This is a genomic window from Alteromonas sp. B31-7, assembly GCF_015767655.1.
GTDB classification, from domain to species: Bacteria; Pseudomonadota; Gammaproteobacteria; order Enterobacterales; family Alteromonadaceae; genus Alteromonas; species Alteromonas australica.
The window spans coordinates 4,573,240-4,594,792 of sequence record NZ_CP065233.1 but is presented as its reverse complement, the minus strand read 5'-3'; the positions used below and the strand labels follow the sequence as shown (position 1 = coordinate 4,594,792).

The window sequence follows — 21,553 nt, the reverse complement described above, 5'->3', positions numbered from 1 at the left end:
ATGCAACTTAATTCCACTGAAATTGCTGAACTGATCAAGAAAAGAATTGAACAGTTCAATGTAAGCAGTGAAGCACGCAATGAAGGTACTATCGTCGCAGTTACTGACGGTATTATCCGCATTCATGGCCTTGCCGATGTAATGCAAGGTGAAATGATAGAGCTTCCTGGAAGCCGTTACGCAATTGCACTAAACCTTGAGCGCGACTCAGTAGGTGCGGTTGTAATGGGTCCGTACGCGGATCTTAAAGAAGGCGATAAAGTACAATCTACTGGCCGTATTCTTGAAGTACCAGTAGGTAACGCACTTCTAGGACGTGTTGTAAATACACTGGGTGAGCCTATCGACGGCAAAGGTGCTATTGACGCTGCTGGTTTCGAACCAGTAGAAAAAATTGCACCTGGCGTAATTGAACGTCAGTCGGTAGACCAGCCTATTCAAACCGGTTATAAGTCTGTTGACGCCATGATCCCAGTAGGTCGTGGTCAGCGTGAACTTATCATCGGCGACCGCCAGTGTGGTAAGACAGCAATGGCTGTTGATGCAATCATCAACCAAAAAGGTACAGGCATTAAATGTGTGTACGTTGCGGTTGGTCAAAAAGCATCTACTATCGCTAACGTAGTACGTAAACTAGAAGAGCATGGTGCCCTAGACCACACTATCGTGGTTGCAGCATCTGCATCTGAGTCTGCTGCGCTTCAATACTTAGCGCCTTACTCTGGTTGTACTATGGGTGAATACTTCCGTGACCGCGGTGAAGACGCACTCATCGTATATGATGATTTGTCTAAGCAAGCTGTTGCTTACCGTCAAATCTCACTACTACTTAAGCGTCCTCCTGGTCGTGAAGCTTACCCTGGTGATGTTTTCTATCTTCACTCACGCCTACTAGAGCGTGCTGCACGTGTAAACGAGCAATACGTTGAGCGTTACACAGACGGCGAAGTGAAAGGTAAAACGGGTTCACTGACTGCGCTTCCAATTATTGAAACGCAAGCGGGCGACGTGTCAGCCTTCGTACCTACTAACGTAATCTCGATTACTGATGGTCAGATCTTCCTAGAAACTGACTTGTTTAATGCCGGTATCCGCCCTGCAGTTAACGCTGGTATCTCAGTATCTCGTGTTGGTGGTGCTGCGCAAACTAAGATCATCAAGAAGTTGGGTGGCGGTATTCGTCTAGCCCTAGCTCAGTATCGTGAACTGGCGGCGTTCTCGCAGTTCGCTTCTGACCTTGATGATGCAACTCGTGAGCAACTTGAACACGGTGAGCGCGTAACAGAGCTAATGAAGCAGAAGCAATATGCGCCACTTTCAATTGCTGATATGGGTGTTTCCCTGTTCGCGGTAGAAAAAGGTTTCCTTAAGGGTATCGAGCTTAACAAGATCCTAGATTTTGAAGCGGCGCTTCACTCTTATATGAACAGCGAACATGCTGACCTTATGAAGACTATCAACGAAACAGGTAACTACAACGACGAGATTGCCTCTAAGTTGAACGACGCTTTAACTAGTTTTAAAGCGACACAAACTTGGTAATCAATGGTGCTGGTGTTTAACCACCAGCGCACTCGTTGAGTAATCGGAGAGATAGTCATGGCCAGCGGTAAAGAAATAAAAGGTAAGATTGGGAGTATTAAAAATACTCAAAAAATTACCAGTGCGATGGAAATGGTTGCTGCGTCTAAAATGAAAAAGGCACAGGAACGCATGGCCTCTGGTCGTCCATATGCACAAAATATGCTTAAAGTGATTGGTCACATTGCTAACGGTAACCTTGAATATCGCCATCCTTATTTGGAAGAGCGTGAAATCAAGCGTGTTGGTTACATTGTGATTTCCACTGACCGAGGCTTATGTGGTGGCTTGAACACCAACGAATTTAAGCTTGTCACTCAGGACGTGAAGAAATGGCGCGACCAGGGTGTAGAGGTGGATTTTGCTGCACTAGGCTCTAAAGCGTGCTCTTTCTTCAACCGTTTTGGCGGCACTTTGCTTGCTGCTGAATCTGGATTGGGTGATAAGCCGTCTGTGAGCGATGTAGTCGGTGTTGTACGCGTTATGCTTAAAGCGTACGACGAAGGTAAGATTGACCGAGTATTCTTGGTATTCAATGACTTCGTTAACACCATGACACAGAAGCCTGTGATCAATCAGTTATTGCCTTTGCCAAAGTCGGAAGACGAAGAATATCAACATCGTTGGGATTACATTTACGAGCCAGATCCAAAAGAAATTTTGGAAGCATTAATGGTACGTTACATTGAATCTCAGGTGTACCAAGGTGTTGTAGAAAACGCAGCGTCAGAACAAGCTGCGCGAATGGTTGCCATGAAGGCAGCAACCGACAATGCCGGCAACCTTATTGATGAGTTGCAATTGGTATATAACAAAGCGCGTCAAGCTGCAATCACACAAGAAATTAGTGAGATTGTTAGCGGTGCCGCAGCGGTGTAGGCAAAGGTTTAAAAGAGATAACGAGGACTAATTATGAGTCAAGGTAAGGTCGTCCAAATCATTGGCGCCGTTGTGGACATTGAGTTTCCACAAGATGCGGTACCAAGAGTTTATGACGCACTACGAGTTACCGAAGGTGACTTGTCAGGGCTAACCCTGGAAGTGCAACAGCAATTAGGTGGCGGTGTTGTTCGTGGCATCGCACTAGGTACTACTGACGGACTAAAACGTGGTCTTGCAGTAGAAAACACCGGTAACCCAATTATGGTTCCAGTGGGTACGAAGACACTTGGTCGTATCATGGACGTATTGGGTAACCCAATCGACGAAGCAGGCCCAATTGGTGAAGAAGAGCGTATGTCTATTCACCGTGAAGCGCCTAGCTACGAAGAACAGTCTAGCTCGGTAGAACTACTAGAGACTGGTATCAAAGTAATCGACTTGGTTTGTCCATTCGCTAAGGGTGGTAAAGTAGGTCTATTTGGTGGTGCTGGTGTTGGTAAAACCGTAAACATGATGGAGCTTATCCGTAACATCGCTATCGAACACAGTGGTTTCTCTGTATTCGCCGGTGTAGGTGAGCGTACACGTGAAGGTAACGATTTCTACCACGAAATGAACGACTCTAACGTACTTGATAAAGTATCGTTGGTTTACGGTCAGATGAACGAGCCACCGGGGAACCGTCTACGTGTTGCACTTACCGGTCTAACCATGGCTGAGAAGTTCCGTGACGAAGGCCGTGACGTACTATTCTTCGTCGATAACATCTATCGTTATACCCTAGCAGGTACTGAAGTATCAGCACTTCTAGGTCGTATGCCATCTGCGGTAGGTTATCAGCCTACGCTTGCAGAAGAGATGGGTGTACTTCAAGAACGTATTACGTCAACAAAGACAGGTTCAATCACGTCAATCCAAGCGGTATACGTACCTGCGGATGACTTGACTGATCCGTCTCCTGCGACAACCTTTGCTCACTTAGATGCAACGGTAGTACTTTCTCGTGATATCGCCTCTCTTGGTATCTACCCTGCGGTAGACCCACTAGATTCAACGTCTCGTCAGCTAGACCCACTAGTCATTGGTCAAGAGCACTATGACGTAGCACGTGGCGTGCAGACTGTTCTTCAGCGTTATAAAGAGCTGAAAGACATCATCGCGATCCTAGGTATGGACGAATTGTCTGAAGAAGATAAGCAAGTGGTTTCACGTGCTCGTAAAATTCAGCGATTCCTTTCTCAGCCGTTCTTCGTAGCAGAAGTATTCACCGGTTCACCAGGTAAATATGTATCGCTTAAAGACACTATCAGTGGCTTTAAAGGTATCCTGGATGGCGAGTACGATCACCTGCCAGAGCAAGCCTTCTACATGGTTGGTTCAATCGAAGAAGCGCTAGAGAAAGCCAAAAAAGCATAATTGAGTGGCTAGCGTAGCTAGCCCTTATTCATGCTAACGTACCTAATCAGGAGGTTCACATGGCAATGACAGTACATTTGGACGTAGTAAGCGCCGAAAAAGAAATTTTTTCTGGTTTAGTTGAAACGATTCAAGTGACAGGTAGCGAAGGTGAATTGGGTATCCACCCAGGTCACGCGCCACTTATCTCTGCTATTAAACCTGGTATGGTGCGTTTGGTTAAACAGCACGGTGAAGAAGAAGTTATTTACGTTGCTGGTGGTGTACTTGAAGTACAACCTGGTAATGTCACCGTTCTAGCTGATACTGCCGTTCGAGCTGAAGATCTTGACGAGCAGGCAGCAGAAGAAGCCAAACGACGTGCAGAAGAGCACATCGCCAACCCAGGCGCTGACTTTAACTACGCAGAAGCCGCTCATGAGCTGGCAGAAGCTATCGCGCAACTTCGTCTTATTCAGAAGTTACGTAAGTAAGAAAAGCAGCACTATATACATAAAAACCCGCATTTTGCGGGTTTTTTTATGGCTAGCTTTTTAGTGATAATCAATGGGTTGAAAAGATTCGTTACAACTATTCTCAATTCACCGAAAATATCGTATTGGTTTATTATGCGACGACGTTTACACTACTGAGTGTAACTTGCACTTCATAGTGAATGCGATTGAACGAAGTATGTGTACACTGATACTAAAAAATGAAATTTAATCCTTACACGAATGTGCAATATAACGCCGGTATTGCGTTGTACCCTCTTCTTACCATGTTATTTCTGTTAGCACTTCACTACTATTCAGGGGCTCTCGATTGGCCCGCAGAAGGTGACGTTCGTGCTCAACGTGACTTTAATTCCGCTATTGGAATGTCTATTCTCACGGGTTATTTTTGGATTGCACTTCGCGTATTACATCAAAATGTGGCTAGCAGCTTAATATCACTATTGGTAAAAACCAATCAATTGAGCCGCTTTTCAGTACACCGTACCCGTCTTTCAAACGAGTTTAAGCATCATTTATTTAATGCAGCAGTCATCGCAATATTACTCACGGTTATTTATTGTGTATTAGAAGAGTTACTCACCGTTACCCAAGAGTTGCACGTGTTTATTTTAACCGCTGCCGCAGTGCCATTTTGGTTCTTTACCTGGCTATTTTTGTTTCAAATTACCTCGAATACGCGCTACATCATCAATAACGTCTTACCTGACACCAATAGTACAAAAGACTATTTGGCATCTTTAATGGTACTTATAAAGTTGGGGCTGACGAACGCTATATTTTCAATGGGCGCAATAGCGTTGATCCCTATCTTTTGGTTTAGAAAAGATGTGCCATCAATAGACATTTTTATACTGGCACTATTTAGCGGCAGCTTTGCGCTCTATCTGTTTTGGCCGGTGGTAAAACTGATAGCAAAGGTGAGAAGCGAAAAAGCACGTGTGCTAACCACGTTAGATGAAAAAATAAATAAGGCCATCAGCGCCTATAGACATAAAAATACTGATACTGAATATGAAAGTGTAGAGCTTTTGGAAAACGAAAAAGAATCCATTGCAACGCTGTCGACGCGTGTGATGGATGTTAGAGATTGGTCGCGGATATTTTCTTGCTTAAGCGCGATTCCTTTTTCATGGTCGCTGATAATGCTCCTTGAATGGTTAGTCGCGTCCCCATTTTCCTGATCATTGCATGCAATTAAGTGCTTGCCTTCGCTTACCCGTCAGCTGTCATTTCGATATATTATAAAAATGAAATTTAGTGCTTACGAAAAAACCAACCAATCTACGAGCATGTGGGCGTATCCATTGTGTTTGCTCGTTGTTCTCCTGTGCGTTCATTATTACGTTGGCGTTCTGACATGGCCTATTCATGGTGAAGATGCTCAGCGGCACTTCAACACTGCGTTAGGCACATCACTCCTAACCTCCTTGTTTTGGTTGACCATTCGCATTATTCATAAAAATGTGGCCAGTACGCTCATATCAATTCTGGTGGCAACCAATCAATTAAGTCATTTTACATTGCACAAAAACCGACTGTCCCATCAGTTTATTCACCATGTCATAGTGGCCACAGGAATAGGGTTGTGTATGCCCATATTCTATATGGTTGCGGAAAACCTTATTTCGCGCATTCACGAGCCAGAAGTGTTCATTATTGCTATTACCTCTATCCTCTTTTGGCTGTTGTTTGTCTTATTCTTATTACAGATTTTTACCAACACATTTTACCTTAGGCGCTTGGTAACCCGCACTATTTCTGAGCCTCAGCAAGAGCTGGTGCTGCTAAAAAGCGTGTTATCTATGGCGCTAGCGAATTCAGTGATGGCATTAACAGGTTTAGCCATTGCCCCCGTGTTTTGGATAAACAAGGTGGTCCCTCTTTTTGATTTAATTGTGCTGTTTATGTTTTTCATTAGTGCATCCATGTATCTGCTTTGGCCTATGGTGCAATTAAGTCGAAGAATCCACCAGGTCTCAAAAATAATTGTTGCAGACCAAGAAAATGAAATTAATACCCTGATAGCGTCTAAGCACGTGGTTTTGCCTCCTAGTGTGGTTAGTGAACGCATAGAATCGCTAGAAACTAAAAAAGAGGCACTGATGCTATCGTTAAAGAAAATACGCCGGCTTTTAGTGGTACTTTGTTTAGCGCCTTTTCCCATTTCTTGGTTTCTGTTCAAATGTGTTGAGTTCTTTTGGTGGCGATAGTTTAATGAGTCCAATGTGACTACTGGAAGATAAACGATGCGAATTTACGGTGATAAACGCTCAGGTAATTGTTACAAGCTTCAACTGTTGCTAGCGTTACTGGGCAAAGGGTGTGAGTGGATTGATATTGATATTATGAAGGGAGAAAGTCGCACCCCTGAATTTATCGAAAAATCTGCGAATGGTAAAATCCCAGTATTAGAGTTAGATGACGGCCGTATATTATCGGAGTCTAACGCCATTATGCATTACCTTGCTGCTGGCACGCCTCTAATTCCGACGTCTCCTTTTGACTTTGCTCAACTGCTGCAATGGCAGTTTTTCGAGCAGTACAGCCATGAACCCTATATTGCTGTAGCACGCTATATCAATATCTACCTAGGGATGCCGGCATCTAGAATACAGGAATTTGAGGCTAAACAGGCTGGGGGCTACAAAGCGTTAGAAGTGATGGAGCAGCAGCTTTCCACCTCGCCTTTTCTTATCGCAAATACCATCACATTAGCGGATATTTCGCTCTTTGCGTATACCCATGTTGCGCACGAAGGTGGCTTTGATTTATCCGCTTATCCAGCCATAAGAAACTGGATAGGGTTAATAAAAGAGCAAAAAGGGTTTGTGGCAATGCAGGCTTAATCTCGATGAAATCTGTGATGACAAGAAGGCGCCTGCCAATGTTGCTGCATGGCCGCTTGCGCCGATAACAGCGGTTGCGTGCTACAGCCGTATAAAATGTTGAGCGCGTAGGCGGTGACTTCTAACGTAGAAAGGCTATTGGCAACTTGGGTATGACGAATTCGATAGTCAGATAAAGGCGCTTGATCAAATTTATAGGCGGGTATGTTGGCTAACCATGTATGGCTATTCATAATACCGTAGGCTTGCTTCCAGCTCCCGTCTATGAGAATTAACGTGGTTAGTTCACTACGTAGTTTCGCCGCTTTCATTTCCAGAATTTCACTACGCTCACTGGGATAGAGGATTGCCGTGGATTCAATATCCAAAGTTTCTTGTAACCTAGCCATAGCCTCATCATCACTGACATTGATGATGTGAGCCTTATCGGGGATGCATAGCCGGATTAGCCGGGCCGTGTTTTTAGCATGAGAGGCTTCGCGTTTATGCTGTAGTATGAAAATACGCACTGGTGATGCGAACGTGGTGATGCTGTTGCAAATACAGGTAGATTTGGGATAGTGACAACTATCGCAATATGCCCGCATATCAGTACGCCTCTTTAAGCTGTTGGACATTCATTATAATACGCCTAATGTGTAATACCACGTTCCTTGCTAGCCACAAGGGAAAGGAATAATATGTGATATGGTTAATATACAATATCAGCAGCGGATCGAATCTACACTTTCTATGGTGCCTGTTGGCGTGGTTGTGAGCTACGGCCAGTTAGCTGATCTGGCAGGGTTGCCGGGAAAGGCCAGGCTTATTGCAAAATATTTAAAATCCAGCGAAACGCAAATTAATTGGCACCGTGTTATTCGAAGTGACGGTAAAATTGCGTTTCCCGAGAACTCTGAACAGGCTAATGATCAGCGGCGCCGACTTTTATCAGAAGGGGTGCTTGTGACAAATAACAGGGTGCGCATGGCTTCCTTTCAATGGCAGCCAGATATGTATACTCTTTTGGAAAAGCTACGCTATTAGGTTCATACTTTACCCGTGTGGTGCAAGTGATGAGCTTAGGACAACTATGACACCCAATATTTTAAAAAAAATATCGATTAATCAACTTAAGCCCGGCATGTTTGTGCATAAAATTGTAGAACAAAAAGGGCAGCTTTCGGTGAAGAACCAAGGTCGGGTCACTTCTGATGCAATTGTTGATACCCTAATAAAACGGGGGGTGGTTTCTTTAGTTATTGATACATCAAAAGCGTTTAAAGTGGCGTCAGAACAGGATGAAAGCGAGCAAGAAAACAAAAAAGAAGCTGTTGAGGATACACCACGAAAGAGCGCCAGTTTAGAAAGTGAGTTGGTCCGGGCCACCAAACTCCATAAACAAGGTAAGGCCATCCAGAAGCTATTGTTAAATAGCGTTAAAAAAGAGCAACCGTTTGACAGTAGTATCCCAAAAGCATTTTCACAATCCCTTGTGAGTTCAATAGATAGAAACCCTGATGCCCTCTTGTGCCTGACTAAAATTAGGGAGAAAGACGACTATCTCCTAGAGCATTCATTAAACGTTGCGATTTTACTGGCTAATTTTGCCCGCTATTTGGGGATGTCTGAAGACGATGTACAAGATCTCTCATACGCAGGTTTTCTGCATGACTTAGGCAAAATAAAAATTCCGGATGAAATTCTGCATAAACCTGGACGTCTTACCGATCCTGAAATGGAAATCATGAAAGGACACGTAGTACATGGCGTGGATTTCTTGAAGCAAACGGAACTAGATGTGGGGTTAATTCAAGCGATTAGCGAGCATCATGAAAGGTTAGATGGGCTTGGCTACCCAGCAGGAACAAAAGGGGAGAATATCAGTCAAGCTGGCCGTATGCTGGCCATTGCCGATATGTACGATGCCCTTACCGCAGATCGAGTTTATAAAGCCGGTATGTCGAGCCAAAAGGCATTTTCGATCTTAATGTCAGACGCCCCAGAGCGGCTTGACCTCGCATTGGTGCAGCAGTTCATAAAGTGCATGGGCGTTTATCCTGTGGGCAGCCTTGTATTACTTTCAAACGAACGATTAGCGATGGTGGTTGAACAAACCAATGCCCCACTCGCGCCAATAGTGAAAGTGTTCTACTCAGTCAGAAACAGTCACTTCTTAGAGCCAAAAGATGTGAATTTGACCACAGAGAAAAATGTAAAAGTCTCAAAAGCGGTGATAGCGGCAGATTATAATATTGATGTGAACGCGTTTTTTGAGCGCTCAGTCTCTATTGGGTAATGCTTGTCTTTAAACAGCGACAGGTTGAGCTTACAAGCCACGTGTAGAATTTACCTGGCATAGGTACCAATATCTCCCCCGTTTAGCGTACGTTCATATAACATAGCGTATTATGGCGCTATTCTTATTAAGCATCGTTATCCTTGTTAACGCATAAACATTGATTGGAACGCTAATTGCAATTCCAATTAACATTTTTGCAAATACGCAAATTACAATGGAGTGAAATTTATGAAAAAGACAATAGCAGTAGGTTTGATTGCAGCATCACTTAGTGTGGCTGGCTGTGCTAATGATCCTAACAATACGCAAAAAGGTGCCGCAATAGGCGCTGTAGTAGGCGCATTACTGGGTAAGGCGACAGGTGACAATGATAAGAGCCGTTACGCATGGGGTGCGGCTGTAGGGGCAATTGCCGGTGGAGCAATTGGTAACTACATGGATAAACAAGAAGAAGAGCTGCGTAGCGAATTATCAGACACCGGTGTGCAGGTGGTACGTGAAGGCGATAACTTACGTTTAATCATGCCTGGCGACATCACGTTTGCAACAGACAGTTCAACCATTAGCCCAAACTTTAACCCTGTGCTGCAAGATGTGGCGAACGTGGTAAATAACTACGAAAAAACGGTGCTAATGATTAAAGGTCATACCGATGACACGGGGTCGGAGCAGTACAACCAAGCATTGTCAGAGCGTAGAGCTAGCGCAGTTAAAAATGTACTCACTAACTATTCGGTTAACCCTACGCGAATTACCACTGTAGGTATGGGTGAGTACGCGCCTAAAGTACCTAACAGTAGTGCGGCGAACCGGTCAATGAACCGTCGTGTAGAACTTGAAATTCAACCACTCACACAATCGAATACGTAATTGATGTTGAGAGTCATCAATACAACGCCGCTTTACGCGGCGTTTTTTGTTAGCGCTGATGTGCCTTTATTTGCGAAGCGATGTCATCTGCAAGCGCATTAGGAATGGGAATAGCCAGATGGTACTGAGCGACCTTCCATTGGCCATTTTCATTGACTAACACGCCCGTGCCACGGGTTTCACCTAAGTTCACATTGTCTAATAGCTCATCAAACCAAGCGATTTGTTGATTTTCTGACAAGTAAATATGGCGATTTCTTGGGTGATAGGTCCAACCTTTCCCCTGGTCAAAATACGGCTTTGCGTATGCTTTGAAGGCGTGAATGGACCATACTTCCTCAGCATCGGTTCCGATGAAAATGGCATCAGGGGTATAAACCGCGAAGTATTTATCAAAGTTTGCGGCTGCAGCTTGGGCGTGTAATTCATCTAATACGTGGTTTATGTCTGCTTTGCTATCCGTGTTGGCCCATCCTGCCGTGCTGATGAACAACGATATACACAGTGTTATATACCTCATTTTATCCTTCGCTTTACTGGCGTGTTTCCACCAGCATAACGGCATTTGTAAAATAAGTCTTCACTGTGCCATCAATCCCTTGATGGACGTTTTGCTAGCCATCGTGCGCCATCGTTGACTCCCGCACCACCAAGGTAGGTTCAAATAGGTGCTGAACGTGATGGGTATGGCCGTACAACGTATTGAGGATATATTGGGCTGACATTTTCGCCATATCTGCAATCGGGTTGCTTACCGTCGTTAACCGAGGGTAAACGTGATGAGCGAATACCACGTCGTCGAATCCCACAATGGATAAATCTTGCGGTAAGCTCATTCCAAGGTCTCGCGCGCAGCTCATCGCTCCAGACGCCATCCAGTCATTTGCACACACCAAGGCAGAGAAAGGGGTATCTCTAGATAGTAGCTCGAGTAAGCCTATTTTCCCGTCTTCTTCCTCATAGTTACCCTCGTAAGTGAGCATAGGGTTATAAGGGACACCTGCTTCTTCAAGTGCCCGTTTGTGCCCTTTCAAACGGTGACAGGCGTCACGAATTTTCATGGGGCCAGATATGTAGGCGATATCCTTGTGTCCCAATTCAAGCAGATGTGAGGTTGCAAGGTAACCGCCTTTCTCGTTATCAAGGGCAATACAATTATTCTCAAGGCCAGTGACTTGCCTATTCACCAAAGCGATAGGCAAACGCTTTTCATTAAGCGCAACAAGATCTTCATCTCGCATGGCTTCTGCATGCATGATTAGCGCGTCACAATTTCTACTGATCAAAAATTCAACCGCGTCTTGCTCGGTCTCAAGGTTGTTATGGCCTACGGTAATAATAACGTGCTTATCAGCTACTCTCAGGGTGGATTCTACCCCTTGCATTAAATCGCCGAAGAAGGGGGTGTTTAATTCAGACACTAAAATGCCGACACTGTCAGAACGGCTGGTGGCGAGAGAGCGCGCTACCGAATTAGGGCGGTAGTTTAGCTCCAACATCGCTTTTTCGACTTTCGCCTTTAGAGTAGCGTTTACGGTGGTTTTTCCATTTAACACGCGAGATACCGTTGATAGTGATACCCCCGCACGTTCTGCAACTTGATATATGGTAGCCACGTACTACTGCTCCTTCCGGTGAATGCCCATTAAAACGTAATAGTCCATTATGCCGGTATTGTTGCCTGTTCGCTACGTCGCTTTAGTAGGGTTTCTGTGACTTCCTGTTGTTTTTTATCGTTTAATGGATAAAGCAAGATAAGCAGCGCGCCGGCAAAACCAAAACATGCAGGGATCCAACTCATAAGTGCGCGCATTCCGGGAAGGCTTTGGCTTATGGTCTCCGGCTGCATACCGTTGTAACCATAGCTACCTAACACTAGCAATACTAGTGCGCCAGCGAACCCGCCCCCGGTTTTTTGTACAAACGAGCCTGCAGAGTAAATGAGACCCGTTGCACGTCGGCCAGTACGCCATTCATTGTAATCTGCTGAGTCTCCTAACATGGAGAAAAACAACGTGGGCATAATAGCGGCAAAAAACTCTGCTGCGCAGCCTAGCGCGAAAATACCCATGGTTGACCCAAACGGCACAAAAAAGATGGCACTCGTAAATAAGCTGCTAACTATCAAAGAAATGATAAAAAGGTTCTTGCGCCCAAATTTAACGGATAACCAAGGCGTAGCGAGCGCACCAAAAATTGACACCACAAGAAGGCTAATAAAGTAGTAACCAATAAGCAGTTCTTCACCAATATAGTATTTAAAATAATAGGCAATAACGCCGTATTTTATGCCATTGAACATCATGGTTAGAAAACCCATACCGAGTAGGATCAACCAGGGCTTGTTCGTCAGTAAATCAATAATATCTTGTTGGGATCGGCTATTCGAAGACTCAGGGCGTGCAATTAATTTTCTCACGAAGACAGCACAAATCATCATCACGGCGACAAAGATGGCCGCGGTCAACAGGTTACGGAAGTAGAAGAATGCTGTGATAGACCCTAGAGGAATGAGGATAAGGGGCAAGTGTCTGCTCAAGTCTATCAGTTCTTGTTTTAAGGTTGCTGTACTATCTAATGCTACAGGCACTCGCTCTTTGGTGGAGTAGACGGTAATCAGCATTAATGCGACTAATAAAGTGGCGAATACATACATGGTGTATTGATAGCCTCTGGCATCATTTCCTGCGCCAAAGTATTCCACCATCATAGGTAGGCAACCCATAACTAAAAGCCCTCCTAAGAACGCACCGGCGAACCGAAAGCCAGACAAGCTGGTACGCTCTCGATCATCGCTAGTGATTACGCCCATTAGCGCGGAATAGGGAACGTTGTTAACGGTATAAGCTAGGGTTAATCCAATATAGGTGAGATAGGCATACACCAGCATACCGGTACTGCCAAAATTAGGCGTGGTAAAACACAGCACCATAAAAAGCCCGAGAAATGGGGTTGACCCTAAAATCCATGGGCGAAATTTACCCATCTTGGTTTTAGTTCTGTCAGCAATCATGCCCATAATGATATCGGTAACACCGTCAGATAAGCGCACGATAAGGAACAACATGGCCGCGGCAGCGGCACTTAGGCCAAAGGTGTCAGTATAGAATACCGCAAGGTAGGCTAATGCACCGCGCCACACTAAGTTGGCAGCTGCATCACCTAAACCGTATCCAATCTTTTCTTTAATTGCTAATTTTTGTTCCATGGTGGCGCCTTTCGTCTTATTGTTATGTGCGTTGTGCTAGCAGCGCTTTAAACGCTTTCGCGCTATCTTTGAGTATGCGGGATTGTGTGTCAAAATCGACATAAACAATACCAAATCGTTTTTCGTAGCCTTCTGCCCATTCAAAATTATCCATAAGGCTCCAGGCGAAGTAACCACTTACTTTCACTCCTTCGTCCATGGCTTTCTCTACGGCGAGTAGGTGGTTTTGGTAGTATTCAATCCTGTCATTATCTTCTACTCGTCCATCGACAACCTCATCTGCCATCGCGGCTCCATTTTCTGTGATGTATACAGGTGGCAATGCGTATCGTTGATGTAGCGAAGTCAGTAAGTGTGTGAGTGCGGGTGGATGAATTTCCCAGCCAATGTCAGTTTTCGGTTCGTAATGCGGGTGTTCGAAGTAAAGTTCATCGTGGTTTCTAGGCGCTGAGTAGTGAAGACGCGTATAAAAATTAATGCCGAGAAAATCGAGGGGCTGACATATAGTTTCCATGTCTCCATCTTGAATAGGAGGTTTGTCTTTTTCAGCCAGTTCATGAATAACGTCAGGGTAACAACCTTCCATGACGGGTTGCATATACCACTGATTTATATACTGATCTGCTTTTTCTGTTGCCGCTATGTCCGCAGGGCTATCGCTGGCACTGTAGCAGGGCGTAAAGTTAAGTACGATACCATTTTGGGCATTTGGTACGTTCTTCTTCAACATTTTCATGCCTAACCCATGCGCCAATAAAATATGATGTGCAGCTGTTCTACCGTGCTCCCTGCCTGTTTTACCAGGCGCATGAACGCCAATTTCGTAGCCTAAATAGGCTGAACAGAAAGGTTCATTAAATGTCGCATAAGAGTATACCCGCTCGCCGAGTGCCGCTGATATTTTATCAACATAGTTTTCAAACTCATATGCCGTCTGACGGTTTAGCCAGCCACCTCGTTGTTCTAAGTGCTGCGGTAAATCCCAGTGATAAAGCGTAACAAACGCTTTTATATTCAAGCTATTAAGTTTGTCTATTAGCTGCTTATAAAATGCTAAACCTTGTTCATTTATTTCGCCATTTGCATGCATGACCCGGGGCCAAGAAATTGATAATCGGTAGGCATCCACCCCAAGGCTATGAATAAGGTTTACGTCTTCTTCCCAGCGTTCAACGTGCTCGCAAGCCCTCAAACCATCTGACTTGTCAGCGATAGCCCCCGCTTGCCGACAAAATACATCCCAAATGCATTCTAACCTACCCTCGGCATCCCCTTCTATTTGGAAAGAGGAAGTTGCTGTACCAAATAAAAAGGAGGGTTGCATCATAGGACTGGTAGAGGAAAGCGATAGTTTTTTAGTCATTACTGGGTTCCTAGTAAGGCTTACAGATAATTCGCATAGCGCGAAATCAGTTTCCTTGTATTTCGTTGGTATCTCTTAGTTACGCCGAGTTATAGCACAATCATCGTATTTTGAGAAAGCGCTTTCCAGTTATTTTTTTACGTTTATAACCAAAGTTATTTATTTTTATGTAAATTTTATGTTTTGGCGAACTAGCAGTTGAGTAAATATTTACTACAATAAATTATTGTTAGTAATGGATTTTTGTGTTTATTTGAGCGAAAGGAAATGGCTTGTGTAAATTTACTGTAAAAAACATGTTGAACTTTGGTCTATTTTATCTTAACTTTGAGAAAGCGCTTTCTCTTGTGGGTTGAAGAATGACCTTTAAGCGAGAAAGCCCTTTCTTGGGTAGGCGCATATCACTCAATACAACAAAGAGAGAAAGACAGTGACACACACACACTTAAACAAATCGAAAATTGCTAAGAGTCTGTCTTTAATATTGGGAACAGGATTGTTATTCCCCGTTAATGCACAGGAGTCTCCCGAAGACGTAGAAGTTATACAGGTATCAGGCATACGAAGTAGTGTGCAAGAATCCATGGGAATTAAGCGAGATTCAGCCGGCGTGGTAGATGCCATTTCTGCGGAAGACATTGGTAAGTTCCCAGACACCAACCTTGCTGAGTCGCTTCAGCGTATTACCGGTATTTCAATAAGCAGAAATAACGGTGAAGGTAGCCAAGTCACGGCACGGGGTTTTGGACCAGATTTCAACATGGTTACCCTTAATGGACGAACCATGCCAGGTTCGGCACTGCCGGGCGGCGGTGGTACACCTAATTCGCGAGCCTATGACTTTTCCGACTTAGCTTCTGAAAGTGTTCGTGCTGTAGAAGTGTACAAAACAGGAAGAGCGAGCATTGCAACTGGGGGGATTGGTGCAACGATCAACATTCGCACGGCGCGCCCCTTTGACGCTCCTGAAACAGGTTTTATGGCCAGTGTAGGTGCTAAAGCGCTGCATGACACCACAAACCGCGTGGGCGATGATGTTACCCCTGAAGTATCGGGCTATATTAATTACCTTGCCGACGATGAAAAATTTGGTGTGACTTTTACTGGGTCTTTCCAACAGCGAGACAGCGCAGCTCAAGGTGCTTTTGTAAACGAGTGGCGTGTGAACCCGTTTGACGGCAGTATTCCACAGTCCCCAGACCCTGCTAACCCAGATAGCGGCGACCCTATTGTATTAAACAATGCGCCAGCAATGGGTCAGCTGTTCGCGATCCCTTCCGATTTACGCTATTACATGGCAGACAGAGAGCGTGAAAGAACAAATGCACAATTAACATTCCAGTATGCACCGAGTGAAAACCTCGTTGCTACGCTAGATTATACCTACTCTAAGCAGGATCTTTACGAAGCACGCGCAGAGCAGTCAATTTGGATGGATGACAGGTATTTCACCGAGTTAACCTTTGACGATGAGAATGTAAAAACGCCTGTTTTGATCACGCAAGAGAGACGTGACTTATTGCCAAGAGACTTGGGTTTAGCCCTACAGGAGCTGAACCAAGTTAATGAAAACAAGTCTGTGGGTTTAAACATTGAGTACTTTGTGAACGATGATTTAACGTTGATCTTTGACTTACACAATTCATCTGCTGAAGGCCGCCCTGATTCCCCTTATGGAACATGGACAAACTTAGGTTTAGGGGCAAACGTGGTTAAGGGTCAGGGTGTCGATTTCACCGGCGACTTCCCCATCATGCTCGTTGATTTCGATGATGCCGCAAGAGATAACCTCAACGGAAATGGCATGCTAGATCAAGATGATGTGGGTACGTCTATCTTAGACATGAACTTCTCGTCACAAGATACCGAAATTACCCAAGCCAGAATTGACGGAACCTATGTTTTAGACACCGGCAGCATTAACTTCGGTATTGAATCGCGCGCAATGGAAAGTACCTCATTACAGTCACTTACCCGCCACACTATGGGTAACTGGGGTATTGAAAACCCGGGTGAATTGCCAGCAGGTTCTTTAACACCGTTAGATTTTGCGAGTGAATTTAGCGATTTCAATACTGATGGCATGTACTCAGAAGGCTTTACAGGAAGCGTGGCAGAAATTGGCGCATTCGCAGCGCAAGCCTACGGTTTCAATTTGGTGGCGGATAACCCCTATGCAACCAATAGAACCATAGAAGAAGATATAACTGCATTGTATTTCGAGTTCGACCTTTCTGGCGAACTAAACGGGATGGAATATAACCTACTAACAGGTCTACGTTACGAAAATACCGATGTGACGTCTATCGCCAACATCAGCTTGCCCAGTGGTATTGCATGGGAAGGCAATAACGACTTTAACGTTCGCTTTGGTAGCGCGATGGAAGACGTGGAAGTTAAGTCGAGTTACGACCACATTCTTCCTGCGCTAGACTTTGATATTGAAGTAGTTGAAAACGTGATTGCCCGTTTCTCCTACAGTAAAACCATTGCTAGACCTACTTACAACAGCTTAAGTGCGGCAGCAACGGTGAATACACCGAGTGGTCCAACACTATTAACTGATGGCGCTACCGCCACTGCCAGTTCAGGTAACCCAACATTAGTGCCGTTAGAATCGGACAACGTAGATGTTTCAGTAGAATACTACTTTGATGAAACCAGTTATGTATCGTTAGGTTTTTACGATAAGCGCGTGAAGAACTTTATTGGTAACGAACAGGTTGAAGAAAGTATTTACGATTTACGTGATGCCACCGCCGGGCCAAGAGCACAAGCGGCAATGGAAGAGCTTGAAGCGCGAGGTATACCCATCAGCGATACGTCATTATTTAACATGGTTGCAGCCATGGAAAATGGTGTTGACTACGACTCGATGACAGATGAGCAATTTGAAGCGGCTTACGATATTTTGCCAAATAGCGACGACCCAACGCTTACGTTCATTAACTCTAAACCGGTGAATAACAAAAGTGCCAACATCTATGGCTTCGAGCTTGCCGCACAGCACTTCTTTGGTGATACCGGTTTTGGTGTTTTGGGTAACTACACCACGGTTACGGGGGATATTGGCTTTGACAACGACGCCGACCCTTCCATCACACAGTTTGCTTTAGTGGGTTTAAGTGATACGGCGAACCTTGTGCTCATGTATGAAAATGAAGGTTTACAGGCTCGTATCGCCTATAACTGGCGAGACAAGTTCCTAGATACTACTTCTCAGTACGTAAACGAACCGGGTTACACAGAAGCCTATTCACAAATAGACTTTAGTGTTTCCTATGATATTTCGGATGCATTAACGGTGTCTTTTGAAGGTATCAATATTACCGATGAAAACATTCGTAGACATGGAAGAACCAGTGCCATGCTATGGAAGTTAGATGAACTTGGTGCCCGTTACGCATTAGGCGTTAGATACCAGTTTTAGTTGTAGGGTGTATTAACCCGCTCTCGTGTATTTTTATTGCACTTGGGCGGGTTTTTTTTCATAGTGAAACAAGCCATAAATGATAAACCACGCGGTGTTATGAATAAATTGGTGAAACACGTTGTTATTGTAGGCGGCGGTACGGCAGGTTGGTTAAGCGCAGGCATACTGGCGGCAAAGCTAAAGCCTGACTACAAAGTTACCCTTATAGAATCACCTAATGTACCTACAATAGGTGTTGGCGAAGGTTCGTGGCCATCGCTTAGAGACACACTACTGGACATTGGTATTAACGAACGGGAGTTTTTAACGGCCTGCAAGGGCACGTTTAAGCAAGGCTCTTCATTCGTCAACTGGCGCGCTTGTGCTGCTAACTCGCAAACCTTTACCCACCAATATCACCATCCTTTTACGGTGCCTACGGCATACAATGAGTTAGATATTCATGCTTGCTGGCAATCAATAGCGAAGCATGAAAGCTACGAAAACAGTTTTTCCCTACAAAGCCTGATGTGTACGCAAGGGAAGGCGCCAAAGCAAGCCACTACCCCAGATTACGCTCATGTGCTTAATTATGGTTACCACTTTGATGCCACGGCACTAGCGAATTTGCTGAAAAAACACTGCCTTGAAACGCTTGGTGTACATTACGTATCAGCCCATGTCAGTAAGGTTGAAGAACACCCCAATGGATATATTCGCCAACTCCTCACCGATAATGGTCAGGCAATATCAGGCGATTTATTTATAGACTGTTCTGGCAAAAGCGGATTACTCATTCAGCAACACTTTAATGTACCTTGGTTGTCACTTGAAACCACCATGCTAAACAATCGTGCCATGGCGGTTCAAGCCCCCTATGCTCCCGACGATCAAGCCATAAACAGTACTACAGTAGCGACTGCTCAACGTGTGGGTTGGACATGGGATATAGGCTTACAACATAGGCGTGGTGTGGGGTTAGTTTATGCCAGTGAGTTCTGCAATGAAGACGCTGCAATAGACATATTATTCAAACAAGTAAGCCAACGCTTACGCCATGCCAAAGCGCAGGATTTAAGTGTAAGAACCCTTTCCTTTGAACCTGGCTATCGCAAAGACTTCTGGGTAAAGAACTGCTTAAGTTTAGGTATGTCCTCAGGGTTTGTTGAGCCTTTAGAAGCCTCAGCCATTGCCATGGTGGAATTAGGGCTACGTATGTTGTGCGAATCCTTCCCGCACAACGCAGAACATATGGAGCATGTTAGTCAACGTTACAATCAACGTTTTGAATATCGCTGGCAGCGCGTGGTGGATTTCTTAAAACTTCACTATGTACTGAGCGAAAGAAATGAACCTTACTGGCTTGCCCAGCGTCATGAAAGTCGCACTCCACCCTCGCTATCCACACTATTAGAAATTTGGAAATATCAAAGCCCATCACGCTTAGATTTAATAGAAAACGAAGAAATATTTCCCTCAGCCAGCTACCAATATGTATTGTATGGTATGGGGTATAACACGGCGTTACCCGCTATTGCGCTAAGTGATGCCGATCTTTCAAAAGCGAAAGCAATACGCAGCAAAATGACGCAAATGAAACAAGCCTACTTACACGCATTGCCAAATAACAGAGCGCTACTTGATGAGCTTTGTGGGTTAAACGAAGAAAAGGGTAATAAGGAGCATAACCATGTCCACATTTGATAGCGCGACGTTACCGCCGGTGAAAAACGTGGTTATTGCAGGTGGAGGCACTGCCGGTTGGATGGCTGCCATTGCGCTTGTCAAACTATTAGGCAAATCACTCAATATTACCCTTGTTGAATCTAAAGATATTGGCATTATTGGTGTTGGCGAAGCGACCATCCCCCCTATTAGAACCTTTCATAAACTGCTTAATATTGACGAAAAAGCCTTTATGAAAGCGACGCAGGCAACATTTAAATTGGGCATTGAATTTGAAGGCTGGCGCGAAGAAAACCATAGTTATATACACTCATTTGGGGTAACCGGTAGAGAATGCTGGGCTGGCGAGTTTCACCACTTTTGGCTGCGAGCCCAGAAGTTAGGGTTTGGTGGTGAGTTTGGTGATTATTGCCCTGAATTGCAGGCGGCTAGAGCCAATAAGTTTTTCACCAATGAGTCTATGCCACTCAATTTTGCTTATCACTTTGACGCAGTGGCCTACGGAAGATTCCTTCGCACGCTCGCCACAGAGGCCGGCGTTCACCATATCGTGGGTAATATAACTAACGTAAGTAAGTGTTCGCAAACTGGAAATATCACCAGTTTAGAAGTTGATGAGTCTCAAGAAGTAAACGGTGACTTCTTCATCGATTGTACCGGGTTTAAAGGTTTGCTGATTGAACAAGCCCTTCATACAGGGTATGACAACTGGAGCCACTATTTGCCTTGTGATAGCGCGGTGGCAATGCAAACTGAGACTGTTGCTGCGCCCGTTCCCTACACAAAAAGTAGTGCCCATAAGGCGGGTTGGCGTTGGCAAATTCCCTTACAACATCGGGTGGGAAATGGACTCGTGTATTGCAGCAAATACATGAGCGATGACGAGGCAAAATCGACCCTTGTGCAACAGGTAGAAGGTGAACCCGTTAACGACGCTCGCTTTATTAAGTTTACACCGGGAAAACGTCGGTTAGGCTGGAATAAAAACTGTGTAGCGCTTGGCCTTGCCAGTGGGTTTATCGAACCTTTGGAGTCGACCAGTATTCATCTCATTATGACAGGTATCGTCAGGCTAATGCGGTTATTCCCATTCGATGGGATTACCCAGTCGGCCATAGACGAATACAACACCAAATACGACAGTGAAATGGCCGCTATTCTCGATTTTATTGTTATGCACTACAAGGTGACCAATAGAGAAGACTCACCTTTTTGGCAGCACTGTAAAAACATGCCTATTCCCCCTTCCCTCACCCACAAGCTCAATTTGTTCAAAGATACAGGGCGAGTTTTCCTAGATGATGGTGATATTTTTCGCGTAGATTCTTGGACACAAGTGATGTTGGGGCAAGGTTTAACGCCTAATCAATACCATAAGGTGGCCGATGAGATGTCCGAAGCGGAATTAGAACGATTTATGATGGGATTGAAGCAACAGGTTACCCAAAACATCAACAAGTTGTCTAGCCACGCTGCTTTTCTTGAACAATATTTAAAAGCGTAACACACTG

General features: G+C 44.7%; 18 protein-coding genes. 13 read left to right on the top strand and 5 right to left on the bottom strand.

All coding sequences use genetic code 11. From position 1 onward, the window contains the following. The 7 genes from atpA to IUA53_RS20090 all read left to right on the top strand — a co-directional run bounded on the left by atpA (position 1) and on the right by IUA53_RS20090 (position 7,222). Complete coding sequence (atpA, locus tag IUA53_RS20120) at positions 1–1,542, top strand: F0F1 ATP synthase subunit alpha (RefSeq protein ID WP_044058596.1); 1,542 nt, start codon at positions 1–3, stop codon at positions 1,540–1,542. A gap of 57 nt (positions 1,543–1,599) precedes the next feature. Next, entirely contained in the window at positions 1,600–2,460 is an 861-nt protein-coding gene (gene atpG / locus IUA53_RS20115) for a F0F1 ATP synthase subunit gamma (protein WP_196897735.1), read from the top strand. A 33-nt stretch (positions 2,461–2,493) separates the two neighbouring features. Continuing rightward, positions 2,494–3,879, top strand: a complete 1,386-nt coding sequence (gene atpD, locus IUA53_RS20110) for a F0F1 ATP synthase subunit beta (protein WP_044058594.1) — start codon at positions 2,494–2,496, stop codon at positions 3,877–3,879. Between the two features lie 59 nt (positions 3,880–3,938). Continuing rightward, positions 3,939–4,352, top strand: coding sequence for a F0F1 ATP synthase subunit epsilon (locus tag IUA53_RS20105; protein WP_044058593.1), 414 nt, complete (start codon positions 3,939–3,941; stop codon positions 4,350–4,352). A gap of 221 nt (positions 4,353–4,573) precedes the next feature. Continuing rightward, positions 4,574–5,557 (top strand): hypothetical protein, encoded by a 984-nt coding sequence (locus IUA53_RS20100; RefSeq protein WP_196897734.1) that lies wholly within the window; start codon positions 4,574–4,576, stop codon positions 5,555–5,557. A gap of 66 nt (positions 5,558–5,623) precedes the next feature. Further along, positions 5,624–6,586, top strand: coding sequence for a hypothetical protein (locus IUA53_RS20095; protein ID WP_196897732.1), 963 nt, complete (start codon positions 5,624–5,626; stop codon positions 6,584–6,586). A 36-nt stretch (positions 6,587–6,622) separates the two neighbouring features. Next, on the top strand, positions 6,623–7,222 hold the full coding sequence (locus IUA53_RS20090; RefSeq protein ID WP_044058590.1) for a glutathione S-transferase family protein: 600 nt from the start codon (positions 6,623–6,625) through the stop codon (positions 7,220–7,222). Here the strand turns inward: IUA53_RS20090 and IUA53_RS20085 are convergent. Beyond that, the gene (locus tag IUA53_RS20085; RefSeq protein WP_196897730.1) at positions 7,219–7,809 is read right to left on the bottom strand and encodes a tRNA-uridine aminocarboxypropyltransferase; all 591 of its coding nucleotides are present in this window, start codon (positions 7,807–7,809) and stop codon (positions 7,219–7,221) included. The two genes, IUA53_RS20090 and IUA53_RS20085, sit on opposite strands and share 4 nt — an antisense overlap. A 100-nt stretch (positions 7,810–7,909) precedes the next feature. Here IUA53_RS20085 and IUA53_RS20080 point away from each other — a divergent pair, with 100 nt between their 5' ends. The 3 genes from IUA53_RS20080 to IUA53_RS20070 all read left to right on the top strand — a co-directional run bounded on the left by IUA53_RS20080 (position 7,910) and on the right by IUA53_RS20070 (position 10,373). After that, complete coding sequence (locus IUA53_RS20080) at positions 7,910–8,248, top strand: MGMT family protein (protein WP_196897729.1); 339 nt, start codon at positions 7,910–7,912, stop codon at positions 8,246–8,248. Positions 8,249–8,306: 58 nt separating this feature from the next. Beyond that, on the top strand, positions 8,307–9,500 hold the full coding sequence (locus IUA53_RS20075) for an HD-GYP domain-containing protein (RefSeq protein WP_196899635.1): 1,194 nt from the start codon (positions 8,307–8,309) through the stop codon (positions 9,498–9,500). Positions 9,501–9,731: 231 nt separating this feature from the next. Next, positions 9,732–10,373 carry an OmpA family protein gene (locus IUA53_RS20070; RefSeq protein ID WP_044058587.1) on the top strand — a complete coding sequence of 214 codons (642 nt, stop codon included), beginning with the start codon at positions 9,732–9,734 and terminating at the stop codon, positions 10,371–10,373. 49 nt (positions 10,374–10,422) lie between these two features. Here IUA53_RS20070 and IUA53_RS20065 read toward each other — a convergent pair whose 3' ends face one another. The 4 genes from IUA53_RS20065 to IUA53_RS20050 form a co-directional block, all read right to left on the bottom strand. Beyond that, positions 10,423–10,893, bottom strand: coding sequence for a nuclear transport factor 2 family protein (locus IUA53_RS20065; RefSeq protein WP_196897727.1), 471 nt, complete (start codon positions 10,891–10,893; stop codon positions 10,423–10,425). A gap of 94 nt (positions 10,894–10,987) precedes the next feature. Further along, positions 10,988–11,989: a LacI family DNA-binding transcriptional regulator gene (locus IUA53_RS20060; protein WP_044058586.1), complete on the bottom strand. Its 1,002-nt coding sequence runs from the start codon at positions 11,987–11,989 to the stop codon at positions 10,988–10,990. Positions 11,990–12,036: 47 nt separating this feature from the next. Beyond that, entirely contained in the window at positions 12,037–13,581 is a 1,545-nt protein-coding gene (locus tag IUA53_RS20055; RefSeq protein WP_196897725.1) for an MFS transporter, read from the bottom strand. 22 nt (positions 13,582–13,603) lie between these two features. Continuing rightward, positions 13,604–14,944: a GH1 family beta-glucosidase gene (locus tag IUA53_RS20050; protein ID WP_196897723.1), complete on the bottom strand. Its 1,341-nt coding sequence runs from the start codon at positions 14,942–14,944 to the stop codon at positions 13,604–13,606. Between the two features lie 430 nt (positions 14,945–15,374). On the opposite strand from IUA53_RS20050, the gene IUA53_RS20045 reads away from it, so the two are divergent. The 3 genes from IUA53_RS20045 (at position 15,375) to IUA53_RS20035 (ending at position 21,546) form a co-directional block, all read left to right on the top strand. After that, positions 15,375–18,374 carry a TonB-dependent receptor gene (locus tag IUA53_RS20045; RefSeq protein ID WP_044058583.1) on the top strand — a complete coding sequence of 1,000 codons (3,000 nt, stop codon included), beginning with the start codon at positions 15,375–15,377 and terminating at the stop codon, positions 18,372–18,374. Positions 18,375–18,473: 99 nt separating this feature from the next. Beyond that, positions 18,474–20,060: a tryptophan halogenase family protein gene (locus tag IUA53_RS20040; protein ID WP_196897721.1), complete on the top strand. Its 1,587-nt coding sequence runs from the start codon at positions 18,474–18,476 to the stop codon at positions 20,058–20,060. After that, positions 20,047–21,546, top strand: a complete 1,500-nt coding sequence (locus tag IUA53_RS20035; RefSeq protein WP_196897719.1) for a tryptophan halogenase family protein — start codon at positions 20,047–20,049, stop codon at positions 21,544–21,546. The genes IUA53_RS20040 and IUA53_RS20035 overlap by 14 nt, the downstream gene beginning before the upstream one ends. The last annotated feature ends 7 nt before the right edge of the window (positions 21,547–21,553 follow it).

Coding starts and splice junctions, on each gene's coding strand:
- IUA53_RS20055 (WP_196897725.1), bottom strand. CDS start 13,581: ATGGAACAAAAATTAGCAATTAAAGAAAAGATTGGATACGGTTTAGGT.
- IUA53_RS20085 (WP_196897730.1), bottom strand. CDS start 7,809: ATGCGGGCATATTGCGATAGTTGTCACTATCCCAAATCTACCTGTATT.
- IUA53_RS20100 (WP_196897734.1), top strand. CDS start 4,574: ATGAAATTTAATCCTTACACGAATGTGCAATATAACGCCGGTATTGCG.
- IUA53_RS20035 (WP_196897719.1), top strand. CDS start 20,047: ATGTCCACATTTGATAGCGCGACGTTACCGCCGGTGAAAAACGTGGTT.
- IUA53_RS20105 (WP_044058593.1), top strand. CDS start 3,939: ATGGCAATGACAGTACATTTGGACGTAGTAAGCGCCGAAAAAGAAATT.
- IUA53_RS20080 (WP_196897729.1), top strand. CDS start 7,910: ATGGTTAATATACAATATCAGCAGCGGATCGAATCTACACTTTCTATG.
- atpA (WP_044058596.1), top strand. CDS start 1: ATGCAACTTAATTCCACTGAAATTGCTGAACTGATCAAGAAAAGAATT.
- IUA53_RS20040 (WP_196897721.1), top strand. CDS start 18,474: ATGAATAAATTGGTGAAACACGTTGTTATTGTAGGCGGCGGTACGGCA.
- IUA53_RS20065 (WP_196897727.1), bottom strand. CDS start 10,893: ATGAGGTATATAACACTGTGTATATCGTTGTTCATCAGCACGGCAGGA.
- IUA53_RS20050 (WP_196897723.1), bottom strand. CDS start 14,944: ATGACTAAAAAACTATCGCTTTCCTCTACCAGTCCTATGATGCAACCC.
- IUA53_RS20095 (WP_196897732.1), top strand. CDS start 5,624: ATGAAATTTAGTGCTTACGAAAAAACCAACCAATCTACGAGCATGTGG.
- IUA53_RS20090 (WP_044058590.1), top strand. CDS start 6,623: ATGCGAATTTACGGTGATAAACGCTCAGGTAATTGTTACAAGCTTCAA.
- atpD (WP_044058594.1), top strand. CDS start 2,494: ATGAGTCAAGGTAAGGTCGTCCAAATCATTGGCGCCGTTGTGGACATT.
- atpG (WP_196897735.1), top strand. CDS start 1,600: ATGGCCAGCGGTAAAGAAATAAAAGGTAAGATTGGGAGTATTAAAAAT.
- IUA53_RS20070 (WP_044058587.1), top strand. CDS start 9,732: ATGAAAAAGACAATAGCAGTAGGTTTGATTGCAGCATCACTTAGTGTG.